Origin of the sequence: Nonomuraea sp. NPDC048881 (assembly GCF_040649795.1) — a bacterium.
Lineage (GTDB): Bacteria > Actinomycetota > Actinomycetes > Streptosporangiales > Streptosporangiaceae > Nonomuraea.
Genome location: NZ_JBEZGC010000013.1, coordinates 28463 through 50652 on the forward strand (window position 1 = coordinate 28463; position 22190 = coordinate 50652).

At 68.8% G+C, this 22190-nt stretch carries 21 protein-coding genes and 1 pseudogene; 10 read left to right on the plus strand and 12 right to left on the minus strand.

Annotation, left to right across the window (positions count from 1 at the left end; genetic code table 11):
* Nucleotides 1–181: 181 nt before the first annotated feature.
* Nucleotides 182–1004: pseudogene (locus AB0C33_RS35985) on the plus strand (transposase); the annotation flags it as partial.
* Nucleotides 1005–1275: 271 nt separating this feature from the next.
* Here AB0C33_RS35985 and AB0C33_RS35990 read toward each other — a convergent pair.
* Nucleotides 1276–2004 carry an endonuclease/exonuclease/phosphatase family protein gene (locus tag AB0C33_RS35990; protein WP_358295724.1) on the minus strand — a complete coding sequence of 243 codons (729 nt, stop codon included), beginning with the start codon at nt 2002–2004 and terminating at the stop codon, nt 1276–1278.
* A gap of 510 nt (nt 2005–2514) precedes the next feature.
* On the opposite strand from AB0C33_RS35990, the gene AB0C33_RS35995 reads away from it, so the two are divergent.
* Nucleotides 2515–3138, plus strand: a complete 624-nt coding sequence (locus AB0C33_RS35995; RefSeq protein WP_358295727.1) for a hypothetical protein — start codon at nt 2515–2517, stop codon at nt 3136–3138.
* Nucleotides 3139–3997: 859 nt separating this feature from the next.
* Here AB0C33_RS35995 and AB0C33_RS36000 read toward each other — a convergent pair.
* Complete coding sequence (locus tag AB0C33_RS36000; protein WP_358295730.1) at nt 3998–4942, minus strand: C45 family peptidase; 945 nt, start codon at nt 4940–4942, stop codon at nt 3998–4000.
* A gap of 604 nt (nt 4943–5546) precedes the next feature.
* Between AB0C33_RS36000 and AB0C33_RS36005 the strand changes: the two genes are divergently transcribed.
* Entirely contained in the window at nt 5547–6605 is a 1059-nt protein-coding gene (locus tag AB0C33_RS36005) for a cobalamin-independent methionine synthase II family protein (protein WP_358295733.1), read from the plus strand.
* 186 nt (nt 6606–6791) lie between these two features.
* Here AB0C33_RS36005 and AB0C33_RS36010 read toward each other — a convergent pair whose 3' ends face one another.
* From AB0C33_RS36010 to AB0C33_RS36030, 5 genes are all read right to left on the minus strand, one after another.
* Nucleotides 6792–7133, minus strand: a complete 342-nt coding sequence (locus AB0C33_RS36010; protein ID WP_358295736.1) for a hypothetical protein — start codon at nt 7131–7133, stop codon at nt 6792–6794.
* Nucleotides 7134–7554: 421 nt separating this feature from the next.
* Nucleotides 7555–7740 (minus strand): sigma factor-like helix-turn-helix DNA-binding protein, encoded by a 186-nt coding sequence (locus tag AB0C33_RS36015; protein ID WP_358295738.1) that lies wholly within the window; start codon nt 7738–7740, stop codon nt 7555–7557.
* Complete coding sequence (locus tag AB0C33_RS36020) at nt 7737–8024, minus strand: sigma factor (protein ID WP_358295741.1); 288 nt, start codon at nt 8022–8024, stop codon at nt 7737–7739. The genes AB0C33_RS36015 and AB0C33_RS36020 overlap by 4 nt, the downstream gene beginning before the upstream one ends.
* Nucleotides 8021–8818 carry an RraA family protein gene (locus tag AB0C33_RS36025; protein WP_358295743.1) on the minus strand — a complete coding sequence of 266 codons (798 nt, stop codon included), beginning with the start codon at nt 8816–8818 and terminating at the stop codon, nt 8021–8023. Before AB0C33_RS36025 ends, AB0C33_RS36020 begins: the two co-directional genes overlap by 4 nt.
* A gap of 389 nt (nt 8819–9207) precedes the next feature.
* Nucleotides 9208–9642, minus strand: coding sequence for a hypothetical protein (locus AB0C33_RS36030; protein WP_358295745.1), 435 nt, complete (start codon nt 9640–9642; stop codon nt 9208–9210).
* A 137-nt stretch (nt 9643–9779) separates the two neighbouring features.
* Here AB0C33_RS36030 and AB0C33_RS36035 point away from each other — a divergent pair, with 137 nt between their 5' ends.
* Nucleotides 9780–11768 carry a sensor histidine kinase gene (locus AB0C33_RS36035; protein ID WP_358295748.1) on the plus strand — a complete coding sequence of 663 codons (1989 nt, stop codon included), beginning with the start codon at nt 9780–9782 and terminating at the stop codon, nt 11766–11768.
* Nucleotides 11768–12406 (plus strand): response regulator transcription factor, encoded by a 639-nt coding sequence (locus AB0C33_RS36040; RefSeq protein ID WP_358295751.1) that lies wholly within the window; start codon nt 11768–11770, stop codon nt 12404–12406. Before AB0C33_RS36035 ends, AB0C33_RS36040 begins: the two co-directional genes overlap by 1 nt.
* A gap of 291 nt (nt 12407–12697) precedes the next feature.
* Here AB0C33_RS36040 and AB0C33_RS36045 read toward each other — a convergent pair whose 3' ends face one another.
* The 3 genes from AB0C33_RS36045 to AB0C33_RS36055 form a co-directional block, all read right to left on the minus strand.
* Nucleotides 12698–13099: a hypothetical protein gene (locus AB0C33_RS36045; RefSeq protein WP_358295754.1), complete on the minus strand. Its 402-nt coding sequence runs from the start codon at nt 13097–13099 to the stop codon at nt 12698–12700.
* A gap of 207 nt (nt 13100–13306) precedes the next feature.
* On the minus strand, nt 13307–13846 hold the full coding sequence (locus tag AB0C33_RS36050; RefSeq protein WP_358295757.1) for a hypothetical protein: 540 nt from the start codon (nt 13844–13846) through the stop codon (nt 13307–13309).
* 157 nt (nt 13847–14003) lie between these two features.
* A complete protein-coding gene (locus AB0C33_RS36055) occupies nt 14004–14708 on the minus strand; it encodes a helix-turn-helix domain-containing protein (RefSeq protein ID WP_358295760.1) in 705 nt (234 codons plus the stop codon).
* Between the two features lie 151 nt (nt 14709–14859).
* On the opposite strand from AB0C33_RS36055, the gene AB0C33_RS36060 reads away from it, so the two are divergent.
* Nucleotides 14860–16122 carry a serine hydrolase domain-containing protein gene (locus tag AB0C33_RS36060; protein ID WP_358295763.1) on the plus strand — a complete coding sequence of 421 codons (1263 nt, stop codon included), beginning with the start codon at nt 14860–14862 and terminating at the stop codon, nt 16120–16122.
* A 422-nt stretch (nt 16123–16544) separates the two neighbouring features.
* Here the strand turns inward: AB0C33_RS36060 and AB0C33_RS36065 are convergent, their stop codons facing one another.
* Entirely contained in the window at nt 16545–16940 is a 396-nt protein-coding gene (locus AB0C33_RS36065) for a MerR family transcriptional regulator (RefSeq protein ID WP_358295765.1), read from the minus strand.
* Nucleotides 16941–17030: 90 nt separating this feature from the next.
* On the opposite strand from AB0C33_RS36065, the gene AB0C33_RS36070 reads away from it, so the two are divergent.
* The 4 genes from AB0C33_RS36070 to AB0C33_RS36085 all read left to right on the plus strand — a co-directional run bounded on the left by AB0C33_RS36070 (nt 17031) and on the right by AB0C33_RS36085 (nt 20848).
* The gene (locus tag AB0C33_RS36070; protein WP_358295768.1) at nt 17031–17771 is read left to right on the plus strand and encodes an SDR family oxidoreductase; all 741 of its coding nucleotides are present in this window, start codon (nt 17031–17033) and stop codon (nt 17769–17771) included.
* Between the two features lie 378 nt (nt 17772–18149).
* Complete coding sequence (locus AB0C33_RS36075; RefSeq protein ID WP_358295771.1) at nt 18150–19091, plus strand: GNAT family N-acetyltransferase; 942 nt, start codon at nt 18150–18152, stop codon at nt 19089–19091.
* Between the two features lie 296 nt (nt 19092–19387).
* A complete protein-coding gene (locus tag AB0C33_RS36080; protein ID WP_358295774.1) occupies nt 19388–19939 on the plus strand; it encodes a PPOX class F420-dependent oxidoreductase in 552 nt (183 codons plus the stop codon).
* A 27-nt stretch (nt 19940–19966) separates the two neighbouring features.
* Nucleotides 19967–20848, plus strand: a complete 882-nt coding sequence (locus tag AB0C33_RS36085) for an alpha/beta hydrolase (RefSeq protein ID WP_358295777.1) — start codon at nt 19967–19969, stop codon at nt 20846–20848.
* 365 nt (nt 20849–21213) lie between these two features.
* Here AB0C33_RS36085 and AB0C33_RS36090 read toward each other — a convergent pair whose 3' ends face one another.
* A complete protein-coding gene (locus tag AB0C33_RS36090) occupies nt 21214–22134 on the minus strand; it encodes an alpha/beta hydrolase (RefSeq protein WP_358295780.1) in 921 nt (306 codons plus the stop codon).
* Between the last annotated feature and the right edge of the window lie 56 nt (nt 22135–22190).

Here is a 22190-nt window from a genome sequence, read left to right on the forward strand (position 1 = left end):
CCCTGGCCGCCGGCATCTGCGTCGCCGAAGAAGGGAGCCTCTGAAGATCACACAAAAAGCATGAAGACATGCTCTCAAGGACTCTCCCCGGGAGGACCTGCTGCGAAGTGCTCGGGCCGCCGCCAAGGGGGAGAGCGCGCTGTCCCCCTTCGGTGGCGGCACGGCTGATGAACCGGGTCAGAACACCCGCGCCGGCACCGTGGAACTGGCCATCCCCCAGCTGCGCTCGGGCTCCTACTTCCCCGACTGGCTGCTGGAGCGCCGCCGCCGCGCCGAGCAGGCGCTGATCAGCGTGGTGGCCACCGGCTACCTGCTCGGGGTCTCGACCCGGCGGGTGGACAAGCTGGTCGAGCAACTCGGCATCAAGCACGTCTCCAAAAGCCAGGTCAGCCAGATGGCCAAGATCCTGGACGAGCAGGTCGAAGCCTTCCGCACCCGGGCCTTGGACGCCGGCCCCTACACCGTCCTCTGGCTGGACGCGCTGACGCAGAAGGTGCGTGAAGGCGGCCGCATCATCAACGTGCACTGCCTGGTGGCCACCGGCGTCAACGCCGACGGACGGCGGGAGATCCTCGGGCTGGAGGTCACCACCGGCGAGGACGGCGCGGCCTGGCTGTCGTTCCTGCGCGGCCAAGAGCGCGCAGCCGTTCGTGGCCACGCTGGTGCGGACCATCTTCGACCAGCCCGACGCCGCCTCGGTGCGGGCCCAGCACGCCTGGGTGCTGGACGCGCTGAAGGGCAAGCATCCGGCCGCCGCCGAGCACCTGGACGCCGCCCGGGAGGATCTCCTGGCCTTCGCCGCCTTCCCACGCGAGATCTGGACCCAAATCTGGTCGAACAACCCGCAAGAACGGCTGAACAAGGAGATCCGCCGCCGCACCGACGTGGTCGGCATCTTCCCCGACCGGGCCGCGATCATCCGGCTGGTCGGCGCCGTCCTGGCCGAGCAGAGCGACGAGTGGGTCGAAGCTCGCCGCTACACGGGATTGGACGTGCTGGCCAAAGCCCTCCTGCGATGCGTCCCCGGCGACACATCCACCCCGGCCCCGATCCCGCAGACACTGACCTTAACCTGCAGATACAGGATCACGCGAAGATCGACTCATACACCACATCCATGGACGCGACCTCGCCGTCCTGCAAAACTACGAGCTCACCCACGGATGAAAGGCCTCAGTGAGGGCGCATCCCAATTCGTCCCTGGCCGGTAAGACGGATGCGCAAAATCCGCGTTTCGCTGGTAGGGCAGGACGAACAACCCGGTGCTGGGCCGGCTCAACGTGGTGCAGGCGGCGTTGAGCCTGCTCTCACCCAGGCGTGCAGCGGGACGTGATCAGACCACGTGCTCCGGGCGTAATCGACGAAGCATCTCCGTACGCGGCCCTCGCCGGCGAACACGTAATCAATCTTCCGCTTGCGGGTCACGTAGGTCCAGCGCCGGCGCGGGTCGCATTCGTCGCGGCCCTTGTAGGCCGCGGCGGCGTCGCGCGGCACCAGGTTGAGGTCGCCGCCGATCACACCTCGGCCGAGCTTGAACAGCTCGCGCAACTGGATGTGCCGGTAGGGCCTGCCCTTCTGCCTGTCGTCGTAGCTCGATCCCGACGAGAAGTGCGCGGTGCAGAACGTCCGGGCGGCCGTGCAGACGGCGTACCTGCGGGCTCCCCACGGCGGCGAGGTCAGCGCGTGCACGACGAGGCCGGTGTCCGTTCCGGCCACGGCCAGGGTGACGCTCAGCACCCCGCGTGGCCTGCCGTTTCTGTCGGGCAGGCACTGGTACGGGGAACCGTCCGAATACATCAGCCCCGCCGACCGGACGCTCCAATTCCGGCCGGTACGGCGTTCGAGCTCGTGTTCCAGGTCGGCGTCGGCGCCCGTGCAGAACTCCTGAAGGAAGACCACGTCCGCCTCGGTCGCCAGCGCTGCCACGTGCCAGGCCAGCTCGGCGTTCGAGCGGCGGAAGAGCGCGCACCCGGCGTTGGTGCCCGCACAGACGTTCCACGTCATCACGTGGAGGAGAGGTGGCTGTGCCTGTACGGACAGGTTCGGTAACAACAGTCCGGCGATCAAGAGCTGGCTGATCATCATCACCGAGATCCCTCCACACATGATCCGAGCCGTCAGAAGACCGCTCAACCGGCACATCTGGCAACCAGGAGCCTATTGGTCTTCATGGGGTCGGACCCGGGCGTACGAGCTGCCAAGAGCCTCTTCTCGTGCCAACCCGTCCCGGTTCTCTCCTGCTGATCAGCCCGATCAGGTTGGAAAAGCCTCACTGATACAACCAGTAACGCTCGCGAAGGGCGCCATCGAGGATTCGGAGTGTGTCCGGCACTGAGGCGTGCTTCTTATGGACTTGCAACTCCCCGCGCAGATCGGCCAGTTGCTGAGCGATGACGAACGAGCTCAATGACCGAGTGTCCTCCACCGCCTCCTTTGCCCGTGCACACGCTTCGTCGACATGGTCTTGTGCGAGCATCACCTGAGCCAGGAGAAGTTGGGTGAGAGCTCGGCTGCGTGTTCGGTCTCGCGCTCGAAGCTCCAGCGCTCGGCTTCCCTGCCGTTGTGCTTCGCCCGGTTGGCCCAAGCTCAGCCGAGCAGGCCCACGCAGAGGTCGCCGAACTTCGCGCCGAACTTCGCGCCGAGCTGGAGCGCCGCATCACCGCGGGCGCGGAGGCCCTCGCCGACCAGACCCTGCTGCGCAGCCTCACTGTCGAGGGCGGCAGCATCAACCTCGACCTGATCCCGCCCCGCGAGATCGCCGCTGTCTGGGTGCATTGCGCCATCGGCATGCTCGGCGATGCCCGAACTACTCCGAGACGCCGGTCGAGATGCCGAAGGTGTCGATGGAAATCAGCCCGGCCGGGACGTACGACCGCTACGCGCTCATCGTGCAGCGTGTCGGCCGACTCACCCCACACGAGGCCCGGCAGCGTGCCGAGGCCGAACGGGACCAGCTCGACGCTCGCCGAGGCTGTCCGGCAGCGCGACGAACTGCGTGACCTGATCCGCGAGCTCTCCGACAGCAGCCCATGCCGGTTCGATCACGACGGCGGCTGCCAGGAGCACGGGCCGACATCCACCTGGGATGGCTGCCCACACGCTGACGCGCAGAAGTTGCTCGCCCAGGAGCGGACGTGACCTGGGTACGGCGGGCGACATCAGCCCCGCACACCTGCGAGCCGCCGATGCGCGAGGTCGTCTACCGGCTGCCGTCCATGAGTACGCACGCGGCGCCGGCCGGCCAGCCGGCCAGGGTGCGCGACCGGCAGGCTCGCGGTAGTCGTCGCGAAGTTCCTCGGTGGTCCACTCGCGGCCCGCCCGACGGCCGCCTCGGCGACCTGTGGCGGGGCCCCTGCGGCGCGCTGTGGCGGATCAGCGATGCCTGCAACGCGTGCGACTGGGCCGGTGGGGCCCGTCGACGAGGGCAACCACGCGATCGGCGTGACGTGGCGGCCCGCCACCCTCTGGCAGCGCGTCCGGTACTTGAAGAAAGGACGACCATGATCATCGAAGAGGAGAACACCGCCTACGAGGCGTCCTTGCCGGAGTGGCAGCGCAGGCCGAACCCCGTCGGCCCGAACACGGCGAACGTGCTCTGGGCCCCGCACCGAGTGCACGATGGCCCTCGCCAAGGAGCGGCCCTGCCCCAAGTCCCTGTGGTTTGCCAGCCCGGAGGAAGCCGAGCGGGTGTACGGCGGGCGCGGCCAACTCTGGATGCGAGGTGTGGCGTTGCTACAGACAGGTCAGGACCAGTGGCAGCGGCCGGCATCTGCCGTCCGGGGTGTTCACGAACAGGGCTGGCCTGGGGCGCAAGAGGGGGTGAGAAGATCGCTTCCCGAGAAGAGGATGATCGCTTCCCGCGTAGGCAGCCCGGGCGCTGACCGTTCAGGGGAGTGCCACGTGGCAGGGCCAGCCGAGGGAGGGCTGGTCTGCGCTGGGTGAAATCATGTTCTCGCAAGATCTTCGTGCAGGGGTGAGCAGGAGTCCGGAACGCTTTTCAGCTGGCCCGGCCCAAGGTCACGGTGCGGGTTCCGGGGGTGAAGTCGCCGAAGGACTGTTGCCAGGACTCACCGGGCCAGTAGTACGTCACAAGGCCCTCGGCGGGCCGGTAGTGGGCGGTGTAGAGCGTTACCGTCCCCTGCTCGTCGACGGATCGATACAGCGGCGGCTTGAGCATCGCCGCCACGTCCGCGCCCGCGGCGCGGATGGCTCGCAGCCGCTCCTGCGTCCGCATGGTCCGCTCCTGCTCGTCGGTCACCGGCAGGTGCTGGTGATTGGAGGCGCAGGCCTCCGGTGCCACCGTCGGCGGCATGTCCGGTCCCACGAACACCGTCATCGCCTTCTTGGGATCGACAATGGTGAGGTTCTGGGGGACGGCGACCGGCAGGGACCGCAGCCTGTCGACCGCCTCATCGACGGTGTCGCACGTCTCCAGCAGGTAGCGCACGAGGATGAGAATGGCGAAGCCATGTCCGTAGACAGAACGTCCGCCCCAGGTGAGCGAGATCGCGAGACCGGCGTCGTTCATCCCGTCCAGCAAGCCCCACAGCATGTCCTGCATCCCGATCACGGGGCGCAGGAAGCAGGAGGAGACGATGGTCCCCTCGCACTGATCGGGCCGCAGGTCATAGTTGCGCAGCAGAGTGCCGTTCTGGCCGATCTGGGTGCAGGACTGGGAGAACGGCCGCAGTGCCGCGTGGGTGAGGAAGACTTCCGCCTCTGGCCGGTCGAGTTGGCCGGCCAGGCGGTCCAGAACCGGGACCAGTTCCGGCAGGTGCGCACGGAACAGCGCCCGAACACGATCCGCGCCCTCCGGAGTCCGGCCCTCCTCGGTCAGCAGGCCCTCCATGTCCTGCCACAGGGCCCGGGCGTGGGCGGCCCATCGCTCGTCGCCGCCGTCGCCGACCTCGATCGCCTGGAAGGTCTTGTGCTGTTGCCGCATGGCTGCCACTTCCCCTGTGAGAATCGGACGAGGTGAGGGCAACCTAACTAATTGTGCGGGTAATTCACCAGGTGGCCTGTGCGTTGCCAAAGCGCGGACACTGCTGTTGAGCTGGCCGTTTGTCGGACGGTCAGACGCCATGGACGAGTTTCGGCGCCGCACAGGCACCATGGACCGTAACGAGTTGGGCGGCGGAAATACCTCCGTCACGCCACGGTGTGACGGAACGCAACCAGCCGACCGTTACAGCCGGTACCAGTTCGGAGCTGCTACTTGTCATCAAGGGCGCGGCTGCCTCGGCAGAGACGAACAACCGGATGCTTGCGACGACGACAACGGTGCTGCTGTTTGGATGCTGAAGGTGTCCGGGGCCGGTCGGGACGGTCCCGGACATCCCTACTCATGGGTCAGCACCGGCGCTTCGATCCTCCCCGAAGGCCGATCGCGCCGAGGAGTGCCCCGAGCCTGAACTGCTGCGCCTGGCCGCCGGCATCCTCTGCGCCAACGGCTGTCCGTCGGTTCCTCAACCCGTGGTCCGCGAAGCGGGCGACCACACGCACGGGAAGCGATTGATCAGATACGCCTCGTTATCTACGCTGTCATCATGTCACTCCCCACCGAGCCGATCGGCAGCATCCCCCGCCCGCCTGCCCTGCTGGCCATCGCAGCCTCCGAACCGGCCGAGGGAGCGTCCGCGCTGGCCGAGGCGCAGGAACAGGCCGTCCGCGACACCGTCCGCCGTCTCCAGGAGCTGGGTTCGCCGGTGGTCACCGACGGCGAGCAGGCCAAGCCCAGCTTCGCCACCTACCCGATCGCCGGGCTCGACGGGCTCGTCCCGGACGGCGTGGTGATCCCCTTCGCCGACGGGCACCAGCGGCAGTTGCCCCGGCTGGCGGCCGGGCCGTTCCGCTACCAGGTCCACGCCGAGCACTACCTGCGCGCCGCCCAGCGCCACGCGAGCGTGCCGGTCAAGCAGGCCGTCATCGCGCCGTCGGCGCTGAGCCTGCTCTACCCGGCCGAGGGCATCGACGGCTACCCGCGCGAGGCGTTCCTGGCCGACCTGGCCGACCAGGCCGAGGCCGACATCCGCGGCTGCCTGGAGGCCGGGGCGCACGTGGTGCAACTCGACTTCACCGAAGGCCGGCTCTCGCTCAAGCTCGACCCGAGCGGCGGGGTGCTGGACGACTTCGTCGCGTTCAACAACAGCGTGCTGGAACGCTTCACCGACGCAGAACGCGCGCGCATCGGGGTGCACACCTGCCCCGGCGGCGACCAGGACTCCACCCACAGCCTCGACGTCGACTATGCGGCCCTGCTGCCCAAGCTGTTCCGGCTCAAGGCGGGCAACTTCTACCTCCAACTGGCCAGCGAGCCCGACCCGGACAAGGTCCTGGCGGTCGCCGCCGAACACCTGCCCGCCGACGCGCGGATCTTCGTCGGCGTGATCGACCCGGTGGACCCGCGTGTCGAGACCGCCGAGGAGGTCCGCGACCGCGTCCTGACGGCCGCCCGCCACCTGCCCGCCGACCGGCTGGGCACCTGTGACGACTGCGGGTTCGCGCCGTTCGCCGACGACACCTCCACCTCACGGGAGACGGCGTTCGCCAAGATCCGGGCCCGGCTGGAGGGCACCGAGCTGGCCTCGGCCGAGCTCGGCATCTGATCATTGCGCCTGCCCGTCCGTGAGAACGTTGCCCACGGACGAGCAGGTCACCCGCAAGGAGGTGGGCGGGGCGCGGCGCACGGACCGCAGCGTTACCCGCCTGCCAGGTGCTGAACCGCGCTGGGCATCAGGCCGAGGACGTGCCTGCTGATGGTCGCCGTCGCACCGCAATCCAGTACGCGTGTTCTAGAGCCGGGCCGTACAGCGGACGCATCTGGAAGGCGGCACGGGCCGCACATCGCTCCAGCCCGCCTTCCTGACGATCTCGGCGCCCCAGGCGACGCCCTCGGGAGTGAGTCGTTGCCTCCCGAGCAATCGGCCAGTCATGCGGTCGATCACGATCTGCCCCCACTGGAATTGGAGGGCCAGCCCGTCGAGCCCGAACGTCCCGGGAATGTCGTCGACCACCTTGATGCCCGGCGCCTTGGCCAGGAGAAGGTAGGCGGCAGCCCTGGTGCCAGGCGTCGCCGGCGAGTTGATGAGCCGAGAGACGGCCCCCTCCAGCCATGGCTCGCGCTCGGCGGCCACCTGAGGGTCGTAGCGTTCCAGCAGCCGTGCCCTGAGCGCCGCCGGCTCCTTGGGGAGGCTCCGCAGTTGTAGTCATAGGCGTTCTTCGTCCTCGTGACATGCTCGGTGTCGCGTCGCCAGAAGCGGCCCTTCGCCTCCGGTGTCGCCGCCAGCCTGGCGGCCGCAGCTTCCAGTTTCTGCATGGGCGTGACCGCGACCGGGTCCGATGCAGGTCGGGGTACGAGGATCGCCACCGCGCCGACGATGAGCGCGACGGCCGCCGCGACGAGCGCCATCCCCGTCCACGACCTCCTGCCCGCCCGTACCACGGACCCGGCGGGTGCCTGTGTGGCTGCGAGTACCCGCTCCCGTGCCGCCGCCAGCTGGTCGGCCGACGGGGGTGGCACATCGGGCATCACCGAGTCGATGACCTGGAACTCGTTCATCCCAACACCTCACGCAGCTTGGTCCTGGCCCTGCTCAACCGGGACGCGACCGTCCCCGAGGCGATGCTGAGCGCCGCCGCCACCTCGTCGTATCTCAACCCGCCGTACGCGATGAGGAGCACCACGTCGCGTTCCCCCTTCGACAGCCGCGCCAGCGCCCCGGCCAGCCGACCAACCGTCACGCCCGCACTGAGCCTGTCCACGATCCGCTGGTCATGTCCCTCGTCGTCAGGTGGCGGCCGATGAGGTTGGTCGCGATGCCGTACAGCCACGGCCTGACCCCACCCATGGCCGAGTCGAAGTGTTCGCGTTGCCTGAAGGCGATGAGGAACGTCTCCGCGGCGAGATCCTCGGCCACATCGGGGTCGAGCCTGCGTCCGATGTAGCGCCGGATCTCCACGTAATGGGCTTCGAAAACAGCTTCGAAGACGTCAGGAGCAGTGATCACATTCTTGTTTGCCCTCAAGCATGCGACTCTTCCAGGAAATCTTGATTACTTGTCGCAGAGATGTGTCCGGCCACAAGCTCAAGATCGTGCTGGCCGTCCACCGGGATCACGGCTGACCGGGTCGCCCTGGGGCCAGGGACAGGCTCGGGAGCGGCGGGCCGATGCGGTGGGCTCAGGCGTCCTTCGGTGGGCAGACGTTCGTGATCGCGCCTCACATGCTGACGTGGCCGTTGGTGCCGATCGCGGGCCCGGGGCACGGCCACGATCCCGTCGTCCTCGGCCAGCACCAGGTCGCCCGGCGTGATCAGCACCCCGCCGCAGGTCACCGGCTCCTGGACGGCGGCCACCCGCATCCTGGCGCGGTAGTCGACCGGCCGCGTGCCCAGGGCGAAGACGGGGAAGTCCAGGTCCAGGATCTTGGCGCGGTCACGGACGTATCCGTCGCAGACCACCCCGGCCGCGCCCCGGCCCTTGGCGGCGGCCGAGAACAGCTCGCCCCAGCAGGCCGACCGGCCGTGACGATCACTGCCACTACCTCGCGCCGGTCCTCGCCGACGCGGGGCCTGGGGCGTCGGTGGGGTGCTGGGCAGTATGGCCGTCGGCCCGCTGGTGGACCGGCTCGGCCGGACCGCGGGGCTGGTCTTCCAGTGGTGGGGCAGCCTGCCGCAGCTCCGGGTCAGCCCGGGAAGAGGCGGAGAGATGGGCGGCAGGCTGTTCCAGCCGGCGCGGTGTTCGACGTTTCCGGGCGCGGGCTGACAGAGCCGGAAGAGGTCTCCAGGCGGAAGGTTCTGGCCCGCCACGAGCTCCGTCACCCGCCTCTTGTAGGGACGCGGGAGCCTGAGAAGGTCGTCCAGGAACTGGTCAACCCGCGCTCCCGGCCTGGGGCGAGCTCGTCGGCCAGGCATGTCTCAGGTCAGCGTGCTCTTGAGGATCCTGGCGACCCGGACGCGGTTGCCGCTGACCGGGAGTGGCCGGCCTCCACTTGGGGGACCTCATGGATGTGTCTGGTCCGGGCGCGTCAGCCATGGGAGCTCTCGGTGTCGCAACCGGTAGGCGGCCCCGGAGATGCGCAGCGGTCCGGCGTCCCAAGCTCAGCGGCAGAATGCTGTGAACCACCATGGCGGCCGCCGTCGTGGCGCTGCGCACGCCAGACTGATGGCCTACCTCGCGCCGCCGGCTCCGGCGATCGACGTTCTCCTGCTCACGAAAGTGGCTCACGGTGGCGCAGCAGCCCGACCAGCCGGATCGCGGCCAGCACGCCCACCCCCAGATGCGCGCACACCAGGACGATCTGGAAGATCCGCTGCCCGCCGGTGAGGTCGGCCGCGTAGCCTCCGTCGTAGAAGCCGGACATGAACGCCAGCACCCCCGCCACGACCAGCAGCCCGGCGGCGGGCGCGGCGAGCGCCCGGCGGCGGCTGGTTGCCCCCGCGACCAGGATGACCTGCGCGACCATCATCGGGATCGGCGCCGACAGGCGCGCCTGGGAGCCGAGCGCGTCCAGGAACGTGGCGTTCAGGCCGGCCGACAGCGAGATGACCGCGCCGGCCAGGTCCAGGGCGAGCAGCAGCCCGACCCCGGCGAGCAGCGAGACCTTCAGCGGCCGGTCGGTGGTGGTCGTGGTGGAGACGGACATGTTCTTCTCCTGAGGTCGTAGGGAACGGCCTCAAGGATGTGCGCGGCGGCCGCCGGGCGTCATGAGCCTCATGTCCCGACCCGGAGGGGACTTCTCGTCCCGTGACGGCGGGACAACCGGGTGGCACGATTCACTCCATGAAGGACAGATCGGTACGGCGAGCCTCGCTGGTCGGCGGGGTGCTCGTCGCCCTCGTGGTCGGCTCGCTGGCGGTCGAGCCGCGGCTGCGGGCGCTCGGCGTCACGGGGATCGTCGAGCGCTTCGACGCCTTCCGCGGTGTGGCGGCTCTGTCGTTCGGCGTGCCGGGGCTCTTCGTGGTGTCGCAGCGGCCGGTCGGACCGGCGGGCCGGGTGGGCTGGGTGATGGTGTTCACCGGGGCGGCCCAGGCGGTGGGGCTGGCGCTCGGCACGTACGGGCTGCTCGGCATCAACCAGGGCGTCGAGGGCGGCGTCGGGGGCGGGCGGCTGCCGGGTGACGACTGGGCGATGTGGGCGTCCAACTGGTTGTGGATGCCGGCTTACCTCGTCGTGCCGACGGTCTTCCTGCTGATCTTCCCGGACGGGCGGCTGCCCTCGCGCCGCTGGCGGCCCGCGCTGGTGGCGGCGCTCGTCGCGATCGGGGCCAACACGCTCGACTGGATGCTGCGGCCGGTGCCGTACGAGAACGTGCCCGGCCTGTTCCCCGACGGGTACGCGGGCGTGCTGGCCGGTCTGCGCGGCCTGCCCGACGTGCTGGACGGGCCGGTCGTCGCGTGCACGGCGGGGGCCGTGGCCGCCGCGGTGGCCTCGCTCGCCGTCCGGTACCGGTCGTCGGGCGAGGAGGTGCGCAGGCGGCTCCAGTGGGTGGTGGCCGCCGCGCTGATCACGGTCGCGCTGGCGGGGGTGGCGCTCGTCGCGTCTTGGGGAGCGGGCGCGCTCGTGCTGGCGGCGGTGCCACTGCCGGTGGCGGTCTCGGTCGCGATCGTCGCCCACCGCCTGTGGGACCTGGACCTCCTGCTGTCGCGAGCGCTCGCCTTCGGCGCGCTCAGCGTCGGGCTGCTGATCATGTACGCGCTGGTCGCGTTCACCCTCGGTGGCATCGTCGGCGCGGGCGTGTCGGCGGTGCTCGTGGCGTTCGTCGTGCATCCCCTGTACGCCCGGGTCCTCGCCGCCGCCAACCGCCTGGTGTACGGCGACCGCGACAACCCGGCCCGCGCGCTGCGCATGCTCGGCACCCGCCTGTCCGGCGCCGGAGTGCCGGGCGAGTTGCTCGACCAGATGGCCGCCGAGGTCGGCAGGGTGTTGCGCGTCCACTACGTCGCGGTCGAGGAGTCCGGCGCGGTCGTCGCCTCCTGGGGCCGTCCGGGCGAGGTCGCCGAGAGCGTGCCGCTGCTGCACCGGGGCGAGCCGGTCGGCGCGCTGCTGCTCGGCGAACGGCTGCGCCCGAAGGACCACAAGCTGGTGGGCGAGCTCGCCCCGCACGTCGCGGTGGCCGTGCACGCCCACCGCCTCGGCGCCGACCTGGAGCGCTCGCACGGCCGTATGCTCGCCGCCCGCCAGGAGGAACGCGACCGCCTGCTGTACGAGCTGCACGACGGCCTCGGCCCCAACCTGGCCGCGCTCGCGCTCCAGACCGACCGCGCCCGCCGCCTCGTGGACACCGACCCCGCCAAGGCCAAGGGGGTGATGGACGAGCTGTCCAGGCGCATCCGCGCCACCGTCGAGGACGTCCGCACGATCGTCAACGACCTGCGGCCGCCGCCCCTGGACGACCTGGGCCTGGCCGGCGCGCTGGCCGAGCTCGGCAGGGGCTTCGCCGGCGACCTCGCGGTCGACGTGGAGGTGCCGCCCGACCTGCCCGTGCTGCCGCCGCCGGTCGAGCTCGCCGCTTACCGGATCGCCGCCGAGGCGCTGACGAACGCCGTACGGCATGCCATGGCCTCCCGCTGCACGGTCACGCTGCGCGCCACCGACACCCTGGAGCTGCGCGTGCAGGACGACGGCGTGGGCGTCGGCGCGCCCGTCCGGCGCGGGTTCGGCCTGGCCTCGATGCGGCGCAGGTCCGAGGAGCTGAACGGCACGTTCGAGCTGGTCACCGGCTCGGGACCGGGCACGCTCCTGCTCGTCAGACTCCCGCTGGCGGCCTGATGATCAAGGTCATGGTGGTGGAGGACCACCCGGTGTTCGCCGAGGGCCTGGTCGCGCTCCTCGGCGACGCGCCGGAGATCGACGTCGTGGGCGTCGCGAGCACCGGCGAGGCCGCCGTCGACCTCGCCGGACGGGTCGCGCCGGAGGTGGTGCTCATGGACCTGCACCTGCCGGGCATCACCGGCGTGGAGGCGACCGCCCGCATCCTCGCCGACCGGCCGGAGACGGTCGTGCTGGCGCTGACGATGCTCACCGACGACGAGAGCGTGCTCGCCGCGATCCGAGCCGGGGCCCGCGGCTACCTGCTGAAGGAGTCGACCGGCGAGGACATCGTGCGCTCGGTGCGGGCGGTCGCGGCCGGGCAGGTGGTGTTCGGCGCCTCTACGGGCGAACGCCTGCTGTCGGTGCTCGCCACGACCGCGGCACGCCCGCGCCCGCTGCCCGAGCTGACCGACCGCGAGGTGGAGATCCTCGACCTGGTCGCGGTCGGTCTGAACAACCAGGCGATCGCGCGGCGGCTCGTGCTGAGCGAGAAGACCGTGCGCAACCACGTGTCCAACATCTTCGCCAAGCTGCACGTCTCCGACCGTTCGGCGGCGGTTGTCCGGGCGCGGGATGCCGGGCTCGGCTCCGGCTGATCATCGCCGACTTCCGTCCGCCCGCGAACCCCCTGGCCGGACACCTGACCGTGCGGGTGCCGATCAATCATCCGGCCAGGTGAAGCCGCATGCCGATGCTCCTTCAGGATGCGCCCAAGTTGTAGAAGGCTTCGAACTCGCGCAGCGCGTGCAGAAGGTTCTGGGACCGTCAGAACGTTCAAGCGGCCGGCGGGCAGGGGGCGGACTTCGAAGCAGTCGCACGCCAGCAGAGCGCCTGCTTGGCTGCGCAGGAACGCGGCCCAGGCGGCGGCGGTCCGCTCGGGAGACGGATCAATGTCGCGCGCTTTGCGGATCTCCCACACCACGCCCGCGAGGCGCGCCGGCCGCGGCGCGACGGCACCGCAGCAGACCGCGGTGCCAGCGCAGGACGGTGTCCGGGCGGACCAGCAACCCAAGATGCCGGAGTCTCTTCGTCGGCAGGCGGTGAAGCAGCCCAGCGAGAAGGAACCGATCGGTCGGCGTGAACGCGGGCGTGGTCACCTGCCGCTGCGTCACCATCAGCTGGTGCCGCGACACCAGGATTTCGATTTCCTTGTCACGATCGGTTCGGGGGAGCAGCCCCAGGAAGGAGAAGGTGGTCGTGACCGTGAGGTAGGCCAAGCGCAATGGACATGATCGACCATCATGCCGTGCGCGGCACGCGACGGAGTGCGTCACCTCCATGACCTGCACGGATGAATATTCGGCACCCGCAAGACCAAGAACTTCGCATCGCGCGGTTGTATATCAGTGTCTCCACGGCGCCAACGGATGGGGTTGGGGACCCGCTGGGGACCACACGCCATGCTCGCACTTGCGCAACCCTCAGGTCGGCGAACGGTGCGCTCACCGTGAGAGTGCGTTTGACGTGCGGAAACGCGTACACCCATGTTCTGGGGGTCAAGGGGTCGCAGGTTCAGATCCTGTCGTCCCGACGGTTGCGAAAGGCCGATCGGCTTGCGCGGCGACGTCGTAGCCGTCGTCGGCGAAGATCACGAGCGTCCTGCCGCCGAGGGCAATCGTGGTCAGGTCGTCGATCTCGGCCGGGTGCACGGCCAGGCCGAATCCCTTCAACACGGAGTGCAGGTCGGTATGCAGTTGCTCGGAGCCGTGCGTGCCGGTCAGGATGACCGTCGCATCGTCCTCGGCGTCGTCCTGATCAGCGGCTGTGGCTGGGATGAGGATCCCTCTTCGCGCCAACTCTTCGATGAAGTTGTCCCAGCGGTCGGGCGGAAGTCCCGGCAGAGTGTCCGACAGGAGGGTGCGTGAGAAGGTACCGGTCGAGTCGCACGTCTGGATCAGTCCCCGCGCCATCTCGGCGCAGAGGCCGCGCAGCGTGGTTCCCTTGGTTCGCTGGACGCTGTAAAAACAGAGATCGACGCCGTCATCGTGACAGGTGTAGTACGGCGAGAAGCGGTATGTCTTCGTGGTGTCTCTCATCCGGACTCCAGTGACATCAAGCGAAACCATTCGGCCGCGGGGAGGTTCTCCAGGTCGCGGACGGCGTCCGCGACACGCCGCGCTCGTGGTGTCACGAGCGTCGGGGTGGGGGCAGGAACTGGTCAGCCGGCTCGCCAGGTGGTTCGGCTGGGGCCTGTCACTTCAGGAGGGCGCGCCAGCGACCGGCTGACTTCATGATGTCCAGGCTGACGTGTTCCAGGTACGCCGCCGTCTTGGCCAGCCGTCGCCCTACGGAGCTGTCGAGCCCGTAGGTTTCGGCCGCCGCCATGGTGGCCCGCGCCGTCTGGAGTGTCTGCCGCTCGCTGGTCATGATCGCCTGGTACCAGGCGTCGTCGTCGATCACGTAGATGTCGCGACGCCGCCGTGGGTCGCGCTCCCGACGGACGAATCCCTGCTGGAGGAGGAAATTCACGGCCACGGAAACGGACGACGGGCTGACCTTCAACCTGCGGGCCAGCTCGGACGCGGTGCGCCTGCCGTCCTCGGACAGCATCAGGTCGTGGTGCACGCGCGCGGCTGTCCTTGGCATCCCCCCGCTGACCGTCATCTCGATGATCTCCTGCTCCAGCGTGGCGACCGGCGGCGTGGCCGCGTGTGGAGGTGCAGGGGAGCCGCGCCGGGCCCGCTGGATCGTGGCTTGGTGTGCTTGCTGGGGCCGGTAGCCGGTGGGGCCGCCGTTGCGTGCGATCTCCCGAGTGATCGTCGAGGTCGGTCTGTCGAGCCGCCTGGCGATCTCGCCGTAGGAGAGTTTGTCGGCGAGCCCGGACGCGATGCGCTCGCGGTCCTGCTGGGTCAATCGTCGTCCTGGCATGCCTCCAGTGTTGTCTTCGTCGACACTCATTGCAACGTCGTATTGCATTCGAGCGCAGTGTCATTGCTCCAGTTTATGGTGGACTACCTGGAACAACGCTTTTTTGCGATTGACGTAATTTCGAATGCAACATAGCTTTCGAGTCAAGCGAAACACGTACTATCGCGAACAGGGGCCAGTCATGAGAGAACTCCTCCGTACCGCCGAGAACGACAGGGCCAGGACGCCGCAAGTGTTCCGGCGAGTGACGGTCGCGGCGCTGGCGGCCGCGCTGCTGGCCGCGGCGGCCACACCGGCTCTGGCCACCACGGACGGGAAGGCCGCTGCCGGATATGACCGCCCGGAGCTGCAGAAGGCCATCCAGGCGTTCGTCGATGCCGGCTTTCTCGGGGTGCAGATGCGCGTGAACGACGAGCGGGGCGAGTGGGTCGGCAGCGTCGGGCGGCGCAAGCTGGGCGCGAGCGCGAAACCGCCGACGAACGGCCGGTTCCGGCTGGGCAGCAGCACCAAGCCCTTCATCGCGACCGTGGTACTGCAACTGGTGGCCCGCGGCAAGATCGGACTGGATGCCCCGGTGGCCGACTACCTGCCCGCGTTCGAGCTGGACCGGCGGATCACGGTGCGGATGTTGCTGCAGCACACCAGCGGGTTGTACGCCTACACCGGCGAGTTCCGTCCGGACGGGTCGGTCGAGCCGGGGATCCCCGCGGCGGGCAGGGAATGGGTGGACAACCGGTTCAAGACCTATCAGCCGGAGGAGCTCGTGCGGTTCGCGTTGTCCAGGCCGGCGCGGTTCGAACCGGGGACGAGCTGGAGCTACTCCAACACCAACTACACGCTGGCCCAGCTGCTGATCGAGAAGGTCACCGGCCACTCGATCGCCGAGGAGATGAAGCGGCGGATCCTGGGGCCGCTCAAACTGCGAGCCACCGTGATCCCGGGCACCACGGACCTTCGCGGACCGCACGCCCACGGCTACTACCGCTACCAGGACGCCGGCCAGTGGAAGGTGGTCGACGTCACCCGCCAGAACCCCTCCATGCTGGCCGGCGCCGGTGACATGATCTCGACCACCAAGGATCTCCACACGTTCTTCTCCGCGCTCAACACCGGCAAGCTCCTGCCGGCCCGACTGCTGGCCGAGATGCGCAAGCCGCACCCCGACAGCGCCGGCCTCTTCGGCAGCTACGGCCTCGGGGTGTACGTGCAGGACCTGGGTCCGGGCTGCGGCACCGTCCTCAACCACAACGGGAGCGCCACGGCGGGCTACGCGACGGCGATGCTCAGCACGCTCGACGGGAGAACGACCCTGACCGCCTCGATCACCTACGGGGACACCGCACCCGACCTGGCGGTATTCCCGAAGGCGCTGGACAACCTCCTCAGGGCGGTGTTCTGCGGCGGGCAGGCCGGATCAGCCGACGAGGCCGACCCGGCTCAGTGATCGGGCCGAGCACCTTGGGCCCTTGAGCGCGGTCAGTGTGTACAGGTGGTTGCGGGCCGTGAAGCCTGTCATGAGCGGGCTTCTGCGATCGTGGCCCGCCCGCGAGGGTTGAGCAACAGAGCCCCCAGCAGCCGGCGCACAGCCGGCTGAGACACCGTACGCTCCCGGCCGTCCACCCGACGCCGCGCCCGTGGTCGCGCCGATGCCCCTCGGGCTGATCACGACAAGACCACCGCTCGACTCGACGAGGGGTGGCGACGCATGGAGCCGTAACGCCGTCAGGCGACAGGGACGGTCACCCTTGAGCTCCATGGCTCAGCCGGGAGATCCGCCGCGACCGGCACCCGACCAACGGCCAGTGCCGTCCGCGCGCCGGCGGCGAAGTCGTGCTCCAGCCGGTTCAGGTCGAGCCGGCCCGGCGCTCACCGTCGACGCGTGAGTGGAGCCGGGCCGGCGGTCGAGCCCTCCGACGCTGTATCGATCACTTCGTCCAGGACCTCGCGGGAGCGGATCAGGTCGGTGATCATGTGGTCGATGCGGTCGCGTTGCGCGGTGAGCTCGCGGACCAGCCTCGGGGTCGCGATCTCGTTCGGGCGGCCGTCGGCATCTCTCATGCAGGGCAGCAGCTGTGCGATCTTCTTGCTGCTCAGGCCCGCGGCATAGAGCGTCTGGATGCGTACGACGCGGTCGACCGCCCACTCACCGTAGTCCCGGTGTCCACCGGGGGTGCGCTCGGCGCGGAGCAGTCCTTGCACCTCGTAGTAGCGCAGGGAACGCTCGCTCACCCCGCTGCGCCGGGCCAGCTCGCCGATCCGCATTCCGCACCTCGCCCGAGGACTTGAATCTGACACTGATGTCAACTTCTACCATGCCGGCACGACGAACACATACCCACGATGGAGGCGTCGATGAGTGACCTGACCGGCAAAGTGGCGCTGGTGACCGGCGGCAGCCGCGGGATCGGCGCGGCGATAGCAAAACGGCTGGCCGACGCGGGGGCGGCGATCGCGTTGACCTACATCCAGGCAGCAGACCAGGCGCGCGAGGTCGCCCAGCAGGTTGAGGCCGATGGTGGCAGGGCTGCGGTCGTCCGGGCCGACCTTGCCCAGCCGAACGCCGCGGCCGAGGCGGTGGAGCAGACAGTACGACAGCTGGGCCGCATCGACATCTTGGTGAACAACGCAGGTTTCCTTTCCTACGGCCCGCTGGCCGAGGTGTCCGCTGCGGACCTGGATCGGGTGCTTGCCGTGGACGTCCGGTCGGTGTTCCTGGCCGCACAGGCCGCCGCCCGGCACATGGGCGAGGGCGGGCGCATCATCAGCATCGGATCGTGCTTCAACGGCCGCGTTCCCGGTTCGAACTTCGTCCTGCAGGCGATGGCCAAATCCGCGCTCACCGGGCTGACCAAGGGACTTGCCCGGGAGCTGGGGCCGCGCGGGATCACCGCCACCATCGTGGACCCTGGCCCGATCGACACCGACATGAACCCGGCCGACGGCGAGACTGCCGATTTCCAGCGCTCCCTCACCGCCCTGGGCCGGTACGGCGAGGCCGCGGACATCGCCGCCGCGGTGGCCTACCTGGCGGGTCCCAGCGGCCGTTACGTCACCGGCGCCACCCTGGCCGTGGACGGCGGGTACACCATCTGACGGCGAGTCGTCCTACTTCGCCCGAACACGTTCCAGCGATGCATCACCTCCAAACCTGCCGATGATCACGCACGAGGCCCTACCGGTGACGTCCAATCGCACCTTGTGCACTTCTCATGCCACCGCGGCCTGATGGTTGCGAACGTGTGAGGGCAGCAAAGCTCTCCAGTCGCCAGGTGACTCAGGTCGCTCGGAACACGATCACCGTGACGGCCGCCCTCACGGTGATCAACCGGAGCGATCCGATCGATCTTCTACCGCCACCCCCCCGCAGCCTTCACCGGGCTCATGCTCACCGGAACACCTACTCCGTTGAGCCGGTTACACAGCTCCGAGTACGCGTCCGGTTCACCGACGAAGCCTGTGGAGTCTTACTTCATGACCTCTCGCCTGATCTTCCGCCCCATCACCGGACCAGAGGAGATCGACCTCTTCAACACACTGGCCGGCCCTTACAACGACAGCCTTGCGGACGATCTCCGCAACGGACACTCCAAGGCCGACTGGATGTGGATGGCCCTGCGCAACGGTCGGCCGGTGGCACGGGTCGGCTGGTGGTCTCGGAGCGGCACTGGACCGGAAGTCATGGAAACCCTCGACATCGAAGACACTTGCGACGACCCGCTTCGGATCGACATCGGCGAGCATCTCCTGCGCACCGCCTTGGCCGAGCTCTTCCCGGCGGGCACCCGTCCACCTGAGTACGTTCTCCAACCCGTCCCGGCGGACTGGAGGGACGACCCCAAGACCGGCAGCCGGATCAGGGACCGGATGGAGGTGGTGCGGCGCACCGGCGGCAAGGTGTTCGTCGAGAGGCTCCGCTACCGATGGACATCCGATACACCGCTGCCCGCACCCCGAGGCCGACTCGCCTTCCGTCCGATCAGGAACGAGGAGGAAGCGATCGTACTCCTGAGCGGCATCCTTCCAGGCACGCTCGACGCCTACAGCCGGGCCGACATCGCACGCTCCTCCATCCAGGACTACGCCCACGTGCAGTACCACGACGAACTGCTGAGCTATCCCAGCCCGAGCGAATGGTGGCGGGTCGGCGTCCACCAAAACGGCGAACCGGTAGGGATGGTCGTCCCGGCGCAAAGCCCGAACGGCTTCGTGATCGCCTACCTGGGGGTTGCCGAAGGGCATCGTGGTCAGGGCTTCGTCAACGACCTGCTCGATGAAGGAACTCGCCTGCTGGCCGCCCAGGGCGCCGAACGCATCACGGCGGACACCGACCTGGGGAACGAGCCGATGGCCCGGGCCTTCGAGCGTGCCGGATACGAAAACTTCGCCCGGCGCATCGATATGTGCTGGGACTGAAACGGCCCATGTCACGAAGATCGTCAAGACCCCGGTGCATGCTCGACGACAGCCTGTTCGTCGCGCTGATCCGGGCCCTCGCCGGGCTTCCCGCGAGCCTGGTCCGCGTAGCGTGACCCTTTCGGTCGGCAGACCCATGGCGAACGACGTGGCGCGGTCAAGTCGGCAGCTGCTCTTCGCGCATGCGGCGCTACAGCCAACGATCCCGCGCTGCCAACAGGTCGACCGGGGCCACCGGTTCTCACGATCACTGGCAGGTTTGATTGACGTCAGCGTCAAGGTTGCATAGTTGTCGCATGGTCTTCACGAATGCGGAACTCGACTACCTGACCGGGCAGCGCCTCGGCCGCCTGGCCACTGTCTCCGCGACCGGTCAAGTCCAGAACAACACTGTGAACTTCTTTGTGGACGCCGACTCGGGCACGATCATCATTGGCGGGCACGCGCTGGGGGCGTCCAAGAAGTTCAGGAATGTCCAGCGCGGTAGCGCTGTGTCGTTCGTCGTCGATGACCTGACTTCGGTGCATCCGTGGGTGGTGCGCGGCATCGAGATCCGCGGCTCGGCGCTGGCCCTGACCGAGCATGAGCCCCCGTGCCGTACTTCTCACGGGAGATCATCAAGATCACTCCCGCGGAGATCATCCCTTGGGGCTGGGCGGGCCCCGATCGAGCCGCGTGGTGTGACAGCTTGCGGGGGCGGAGGGGGTATGGAGACGCCGGCGGAAGGATCCCCGATCGGCTCGCGGGCCGGCCGGGCGCGAAGGCGAACTGTCACGTGCGGCGTCCTGGCATGCCTGGCGCCATCTCTTGCCCGGCGCCCGGGGCGGAAGTGTTCACGATGCGGTTGAGCCCGCATTGACAGATGAAAGGCTGAAATGTCGGTAACGATCCCAGGCTTCGATGAACACCTGATCAAGGTGGACGGCCTTGACCTTCATGTCGCTTCCGGAGGAGAGGGACCTCCACTGCTGTTGCTTCACGGATTCCCGCAGACGCATTTGGCCTGGCGAGATGTCGCTCCGGCGCTGGCACACCGCTTCCGCGTCATATGCCCCGACCTGCCCGGCTACGGAGCCAGCGCCAAGCCAGAAGGCGGCCACGAGCACTATGCCAAGCGTGTGACCGCGGCGACCGTGGTGGCGCTGATGCGGCAGCTCGGCCACGAGCGTTTCAGCCTGGTCGGCCATGACCGTGGAGCGCTGGTCGCATTCCGGGCAGCGTTGGATCACCCCGACGCCGTCGCTCACCTCGGCGTGATCGACGTCATTCCCACCGTGGACATGTGGGAGTCACTGGCAGGTGTGGGTGGGGTCTTCGGCTTCCATCTGTATTTCCTCGCGCAGCTCAACGACCTGCCCGAGCGGATGATCGGCGCCGACCCCGACGCGTTCTTCGGCCACTTCCTCGATTCCTGGGCCGCGGCCGGCACGTTCGACGCCGAGGTCCGTGAGGCATACCTGGCCGCGACGCGTAATCCGGAAACGATCCACGCCATCTGTCAGGACTACCGTGCCAGCGCCTTCGTCGACGCTGCCCACGACGGCGAGGATCGGCGGGTCGGTCGGCGCATCAAGGCCCCCACCTTGGCGATCTGGCAGGACCCGGGCGACATGGTGCTGCCATTCGACCCCTCGGCGATATGGCACCGCTGGGCGCCGGACGTCCGCACCTTGATGCTGCCGGGTGGGCACTTCCTGCCGGAGACTCAACCCGACGCTGTCGCCGAGGCGATCAGCGCCCTGCTCAGGCGGACGTGAAGTGCATGGGATGGTTCCCCGGTCATCGACAAAAGGGACGTCCCTGCTGGACCCCCGCAGTCGCGCTGCCCAAAGCCGCGGACGTCTGCGACGCATAGAGAAGGGCGCCATGCAGGTGCCGCGTCACTCCGGCCCAGCGGGAGAGCCGGCCGTCGTGGCCTCGCTGTCGTGACGTAAGAAGGTTGCTGTCGTGCACCTTCGGGTCGTTCGGCCCCGTTGGCCTGCACTCGCTTGACCGTCTCGTAGGGCAATCGACCGCCGGTTTCCAGGACCTCGAGCCCAGTGCCGCCGCGTGAACGACCCGCCGACCCGCTCGCCCGGTTGGCTGTCCCACAGAGCCAAGGCGGCTGATCGGGTGCCCGGCGTCAGGCGAAGAAACGCGTCAGGTGCGCGGTGACGATCTCGGGCTGTTCCTCGGGGATGTAGTGGCCGCTGCCGGGCACGAGCACCACCTCGACCTCGGTGCCCTTGTCCGGCAGCACCGCCTGGAGGAGCAGGTGACCGTTCTCCCCGCCGCCCAGGCCCAGGATCGGGGCGGTGACCTTGCCGTAGGTCTTCTCGTCGGCGATGTCCTGCGCGAAGGCCCGGTACCAGGAGTTTCCCGCCCGGATGGCGTCCGGGGTCGAGTAGGCGTGGGCGTAGATGTCGCGGTCGCGGTCGCTGATGGAGGCGGGATCTTCGATCAGGTAGTCGCACATCCAGTCGATGAGCTCGCGGGACCGGCCGGCGAGCAGGCGTTCCGGCAGGCCGGGTACCTGGTTGAAGGCGAACCACCACAGGAAGCGGCCCGGCCCGGCGTGGATGTCGCCGTCTGTCTGATGGCGGCCGGGACGGGGAAGCAGGGAGTGGTTGAAGAAGCGCTCGTCAGGGTGCGCGATGTCCAGCAGGGCGATGCGGCGGGTGCGGGCGGGGTGGTTGGCGGCCAAGGCGTAGGCGACCATGCCGCCGATGTCGTGGCCGGCGATGTCGGCCCGCTCGTGGCCCAGGTGGCGGACGAGCGCGGCGATGTCGGCGGCCATCGTCTTCTTGTCGTACCCGGAGGCGGGCTTGGCCGAGCCGCCCATGCCGCGCAGGTCGACGGCGATCACCTGGTGCTGTTGGGCGAGCGGCGGCATGATCTTGTGGAACTCCCACCAGGTCTGCGGCCATCCGCCCAGCAGGATCAGGGGCCTGCCGCGCCCGCCCGTCACATAGTGCAGGCGGGTCCCGTTGACGTCGGCGTGCCTGCTGATGAACCCACCCTCGAGCGAGCTCGCCAGCTCGGCGTCGGACGGTACTTCACTCACGATGGTGTCTCCCTACGGATGTCGTGCCGGCTGATGCAGTGGTTGATGGCCAGGCG

Coding starts and splice junctions, on each gene's coding strand:
- AB0C33_RS36065 (WP_358295765.1), bottom strand. CDS start 16,940: ATGCGGATCGGCGAGCTGGCCCGGCGCAGCGGGGTGAGCGAGCGTTCC.
- AB0C33_RS36080 (WP_358295774.1), top strand. CDS start 19,388: ATGGTCTTCACGAATGCGGAACTCGACTACCTGACCGGGCAGCGCCTC.
- AB0C33_RS36055 (WP_358295760.1), bottom strand. CDS start 14,708: ATGAGTGTCGACGAAGACAACACTGGAGGCATGCCAGGACGACGATTG.
- AB0C33_RS36000 (WP_358295730.1), bottom strand. CDS start 4,942: ATGCGGCAACAGCACAAGACCTTCCAGGCGATCGAGGTCGGCGACGGC.
- AB0C33_RS36035 (WP_358295748.1), top strand. CDS start 9,780: ATGAAGGACAGATCGGTACGGCGAGCCTCGCTGGTCGGCGGGGTGCTC.
- AB0C33_RS36030 (WP_358295745.1), bottom strand. CDS start 9,642: ATGTCCGTCTCCACCACGACCACCACCGACCGGCCGCTGAAGGTCTCG.
- AB0C33_RS36060 (WP_358295763.1), top strand. CDS start 14,860: ATGAGAGAACTCCTCCGTACCGCCGAGAACGACAGGGCCAGGACGCCG.
- AB0C33_RS36085 (WP_358295777.1), top strand. CDS start 19,967: ATGTCGGTAACGATCCCAGGCTTCGATGAACACCTGATCAAGGTGGAC.
- AB0C33_RS36075 (WP_358295771.1), top strand. CDS start 18,150: ATGACCTCTCGCCTGATCTTCCGCCCCATCACCGGACCAGAGGAGATC.
- AB0C33_RS36070 (WP_358295768.1), top strand. CDS start 17,031: ATGAGTGACCTGACCGGCAAAGTGGCGCTGGTGACCGGCGGCAGCCGC.
- AB0C33_RS35990 (WP_358295724.1), bottom strand. CDS start 2,004: ATGACGTGGAACGTCTGTGCGGGCACCAACGCCGGGTGCGCGCTCTTC.
- AB0C33_RS36040 (WP_358295751.1), top strand. CDS start 11,768: ATGATCAAGGTCATGGTGGTGGAGGACCACCCGGTGTTCGCCGAGGGC.
- AB0C33_RS36050 (WP_358295757.1), bottom strand. CDS start 13,846: ATGAGAGACACCACGAAGACATACCGCTTCTCGCCGTACTACACCTGT.
- AB0C33_RS36005 (WP_358295733.1), top strand. CDS start 5,547: ATGTCACTCCCCACCGAGCCGATCGGCAGCATCCCCCGCCCGCCTGCC.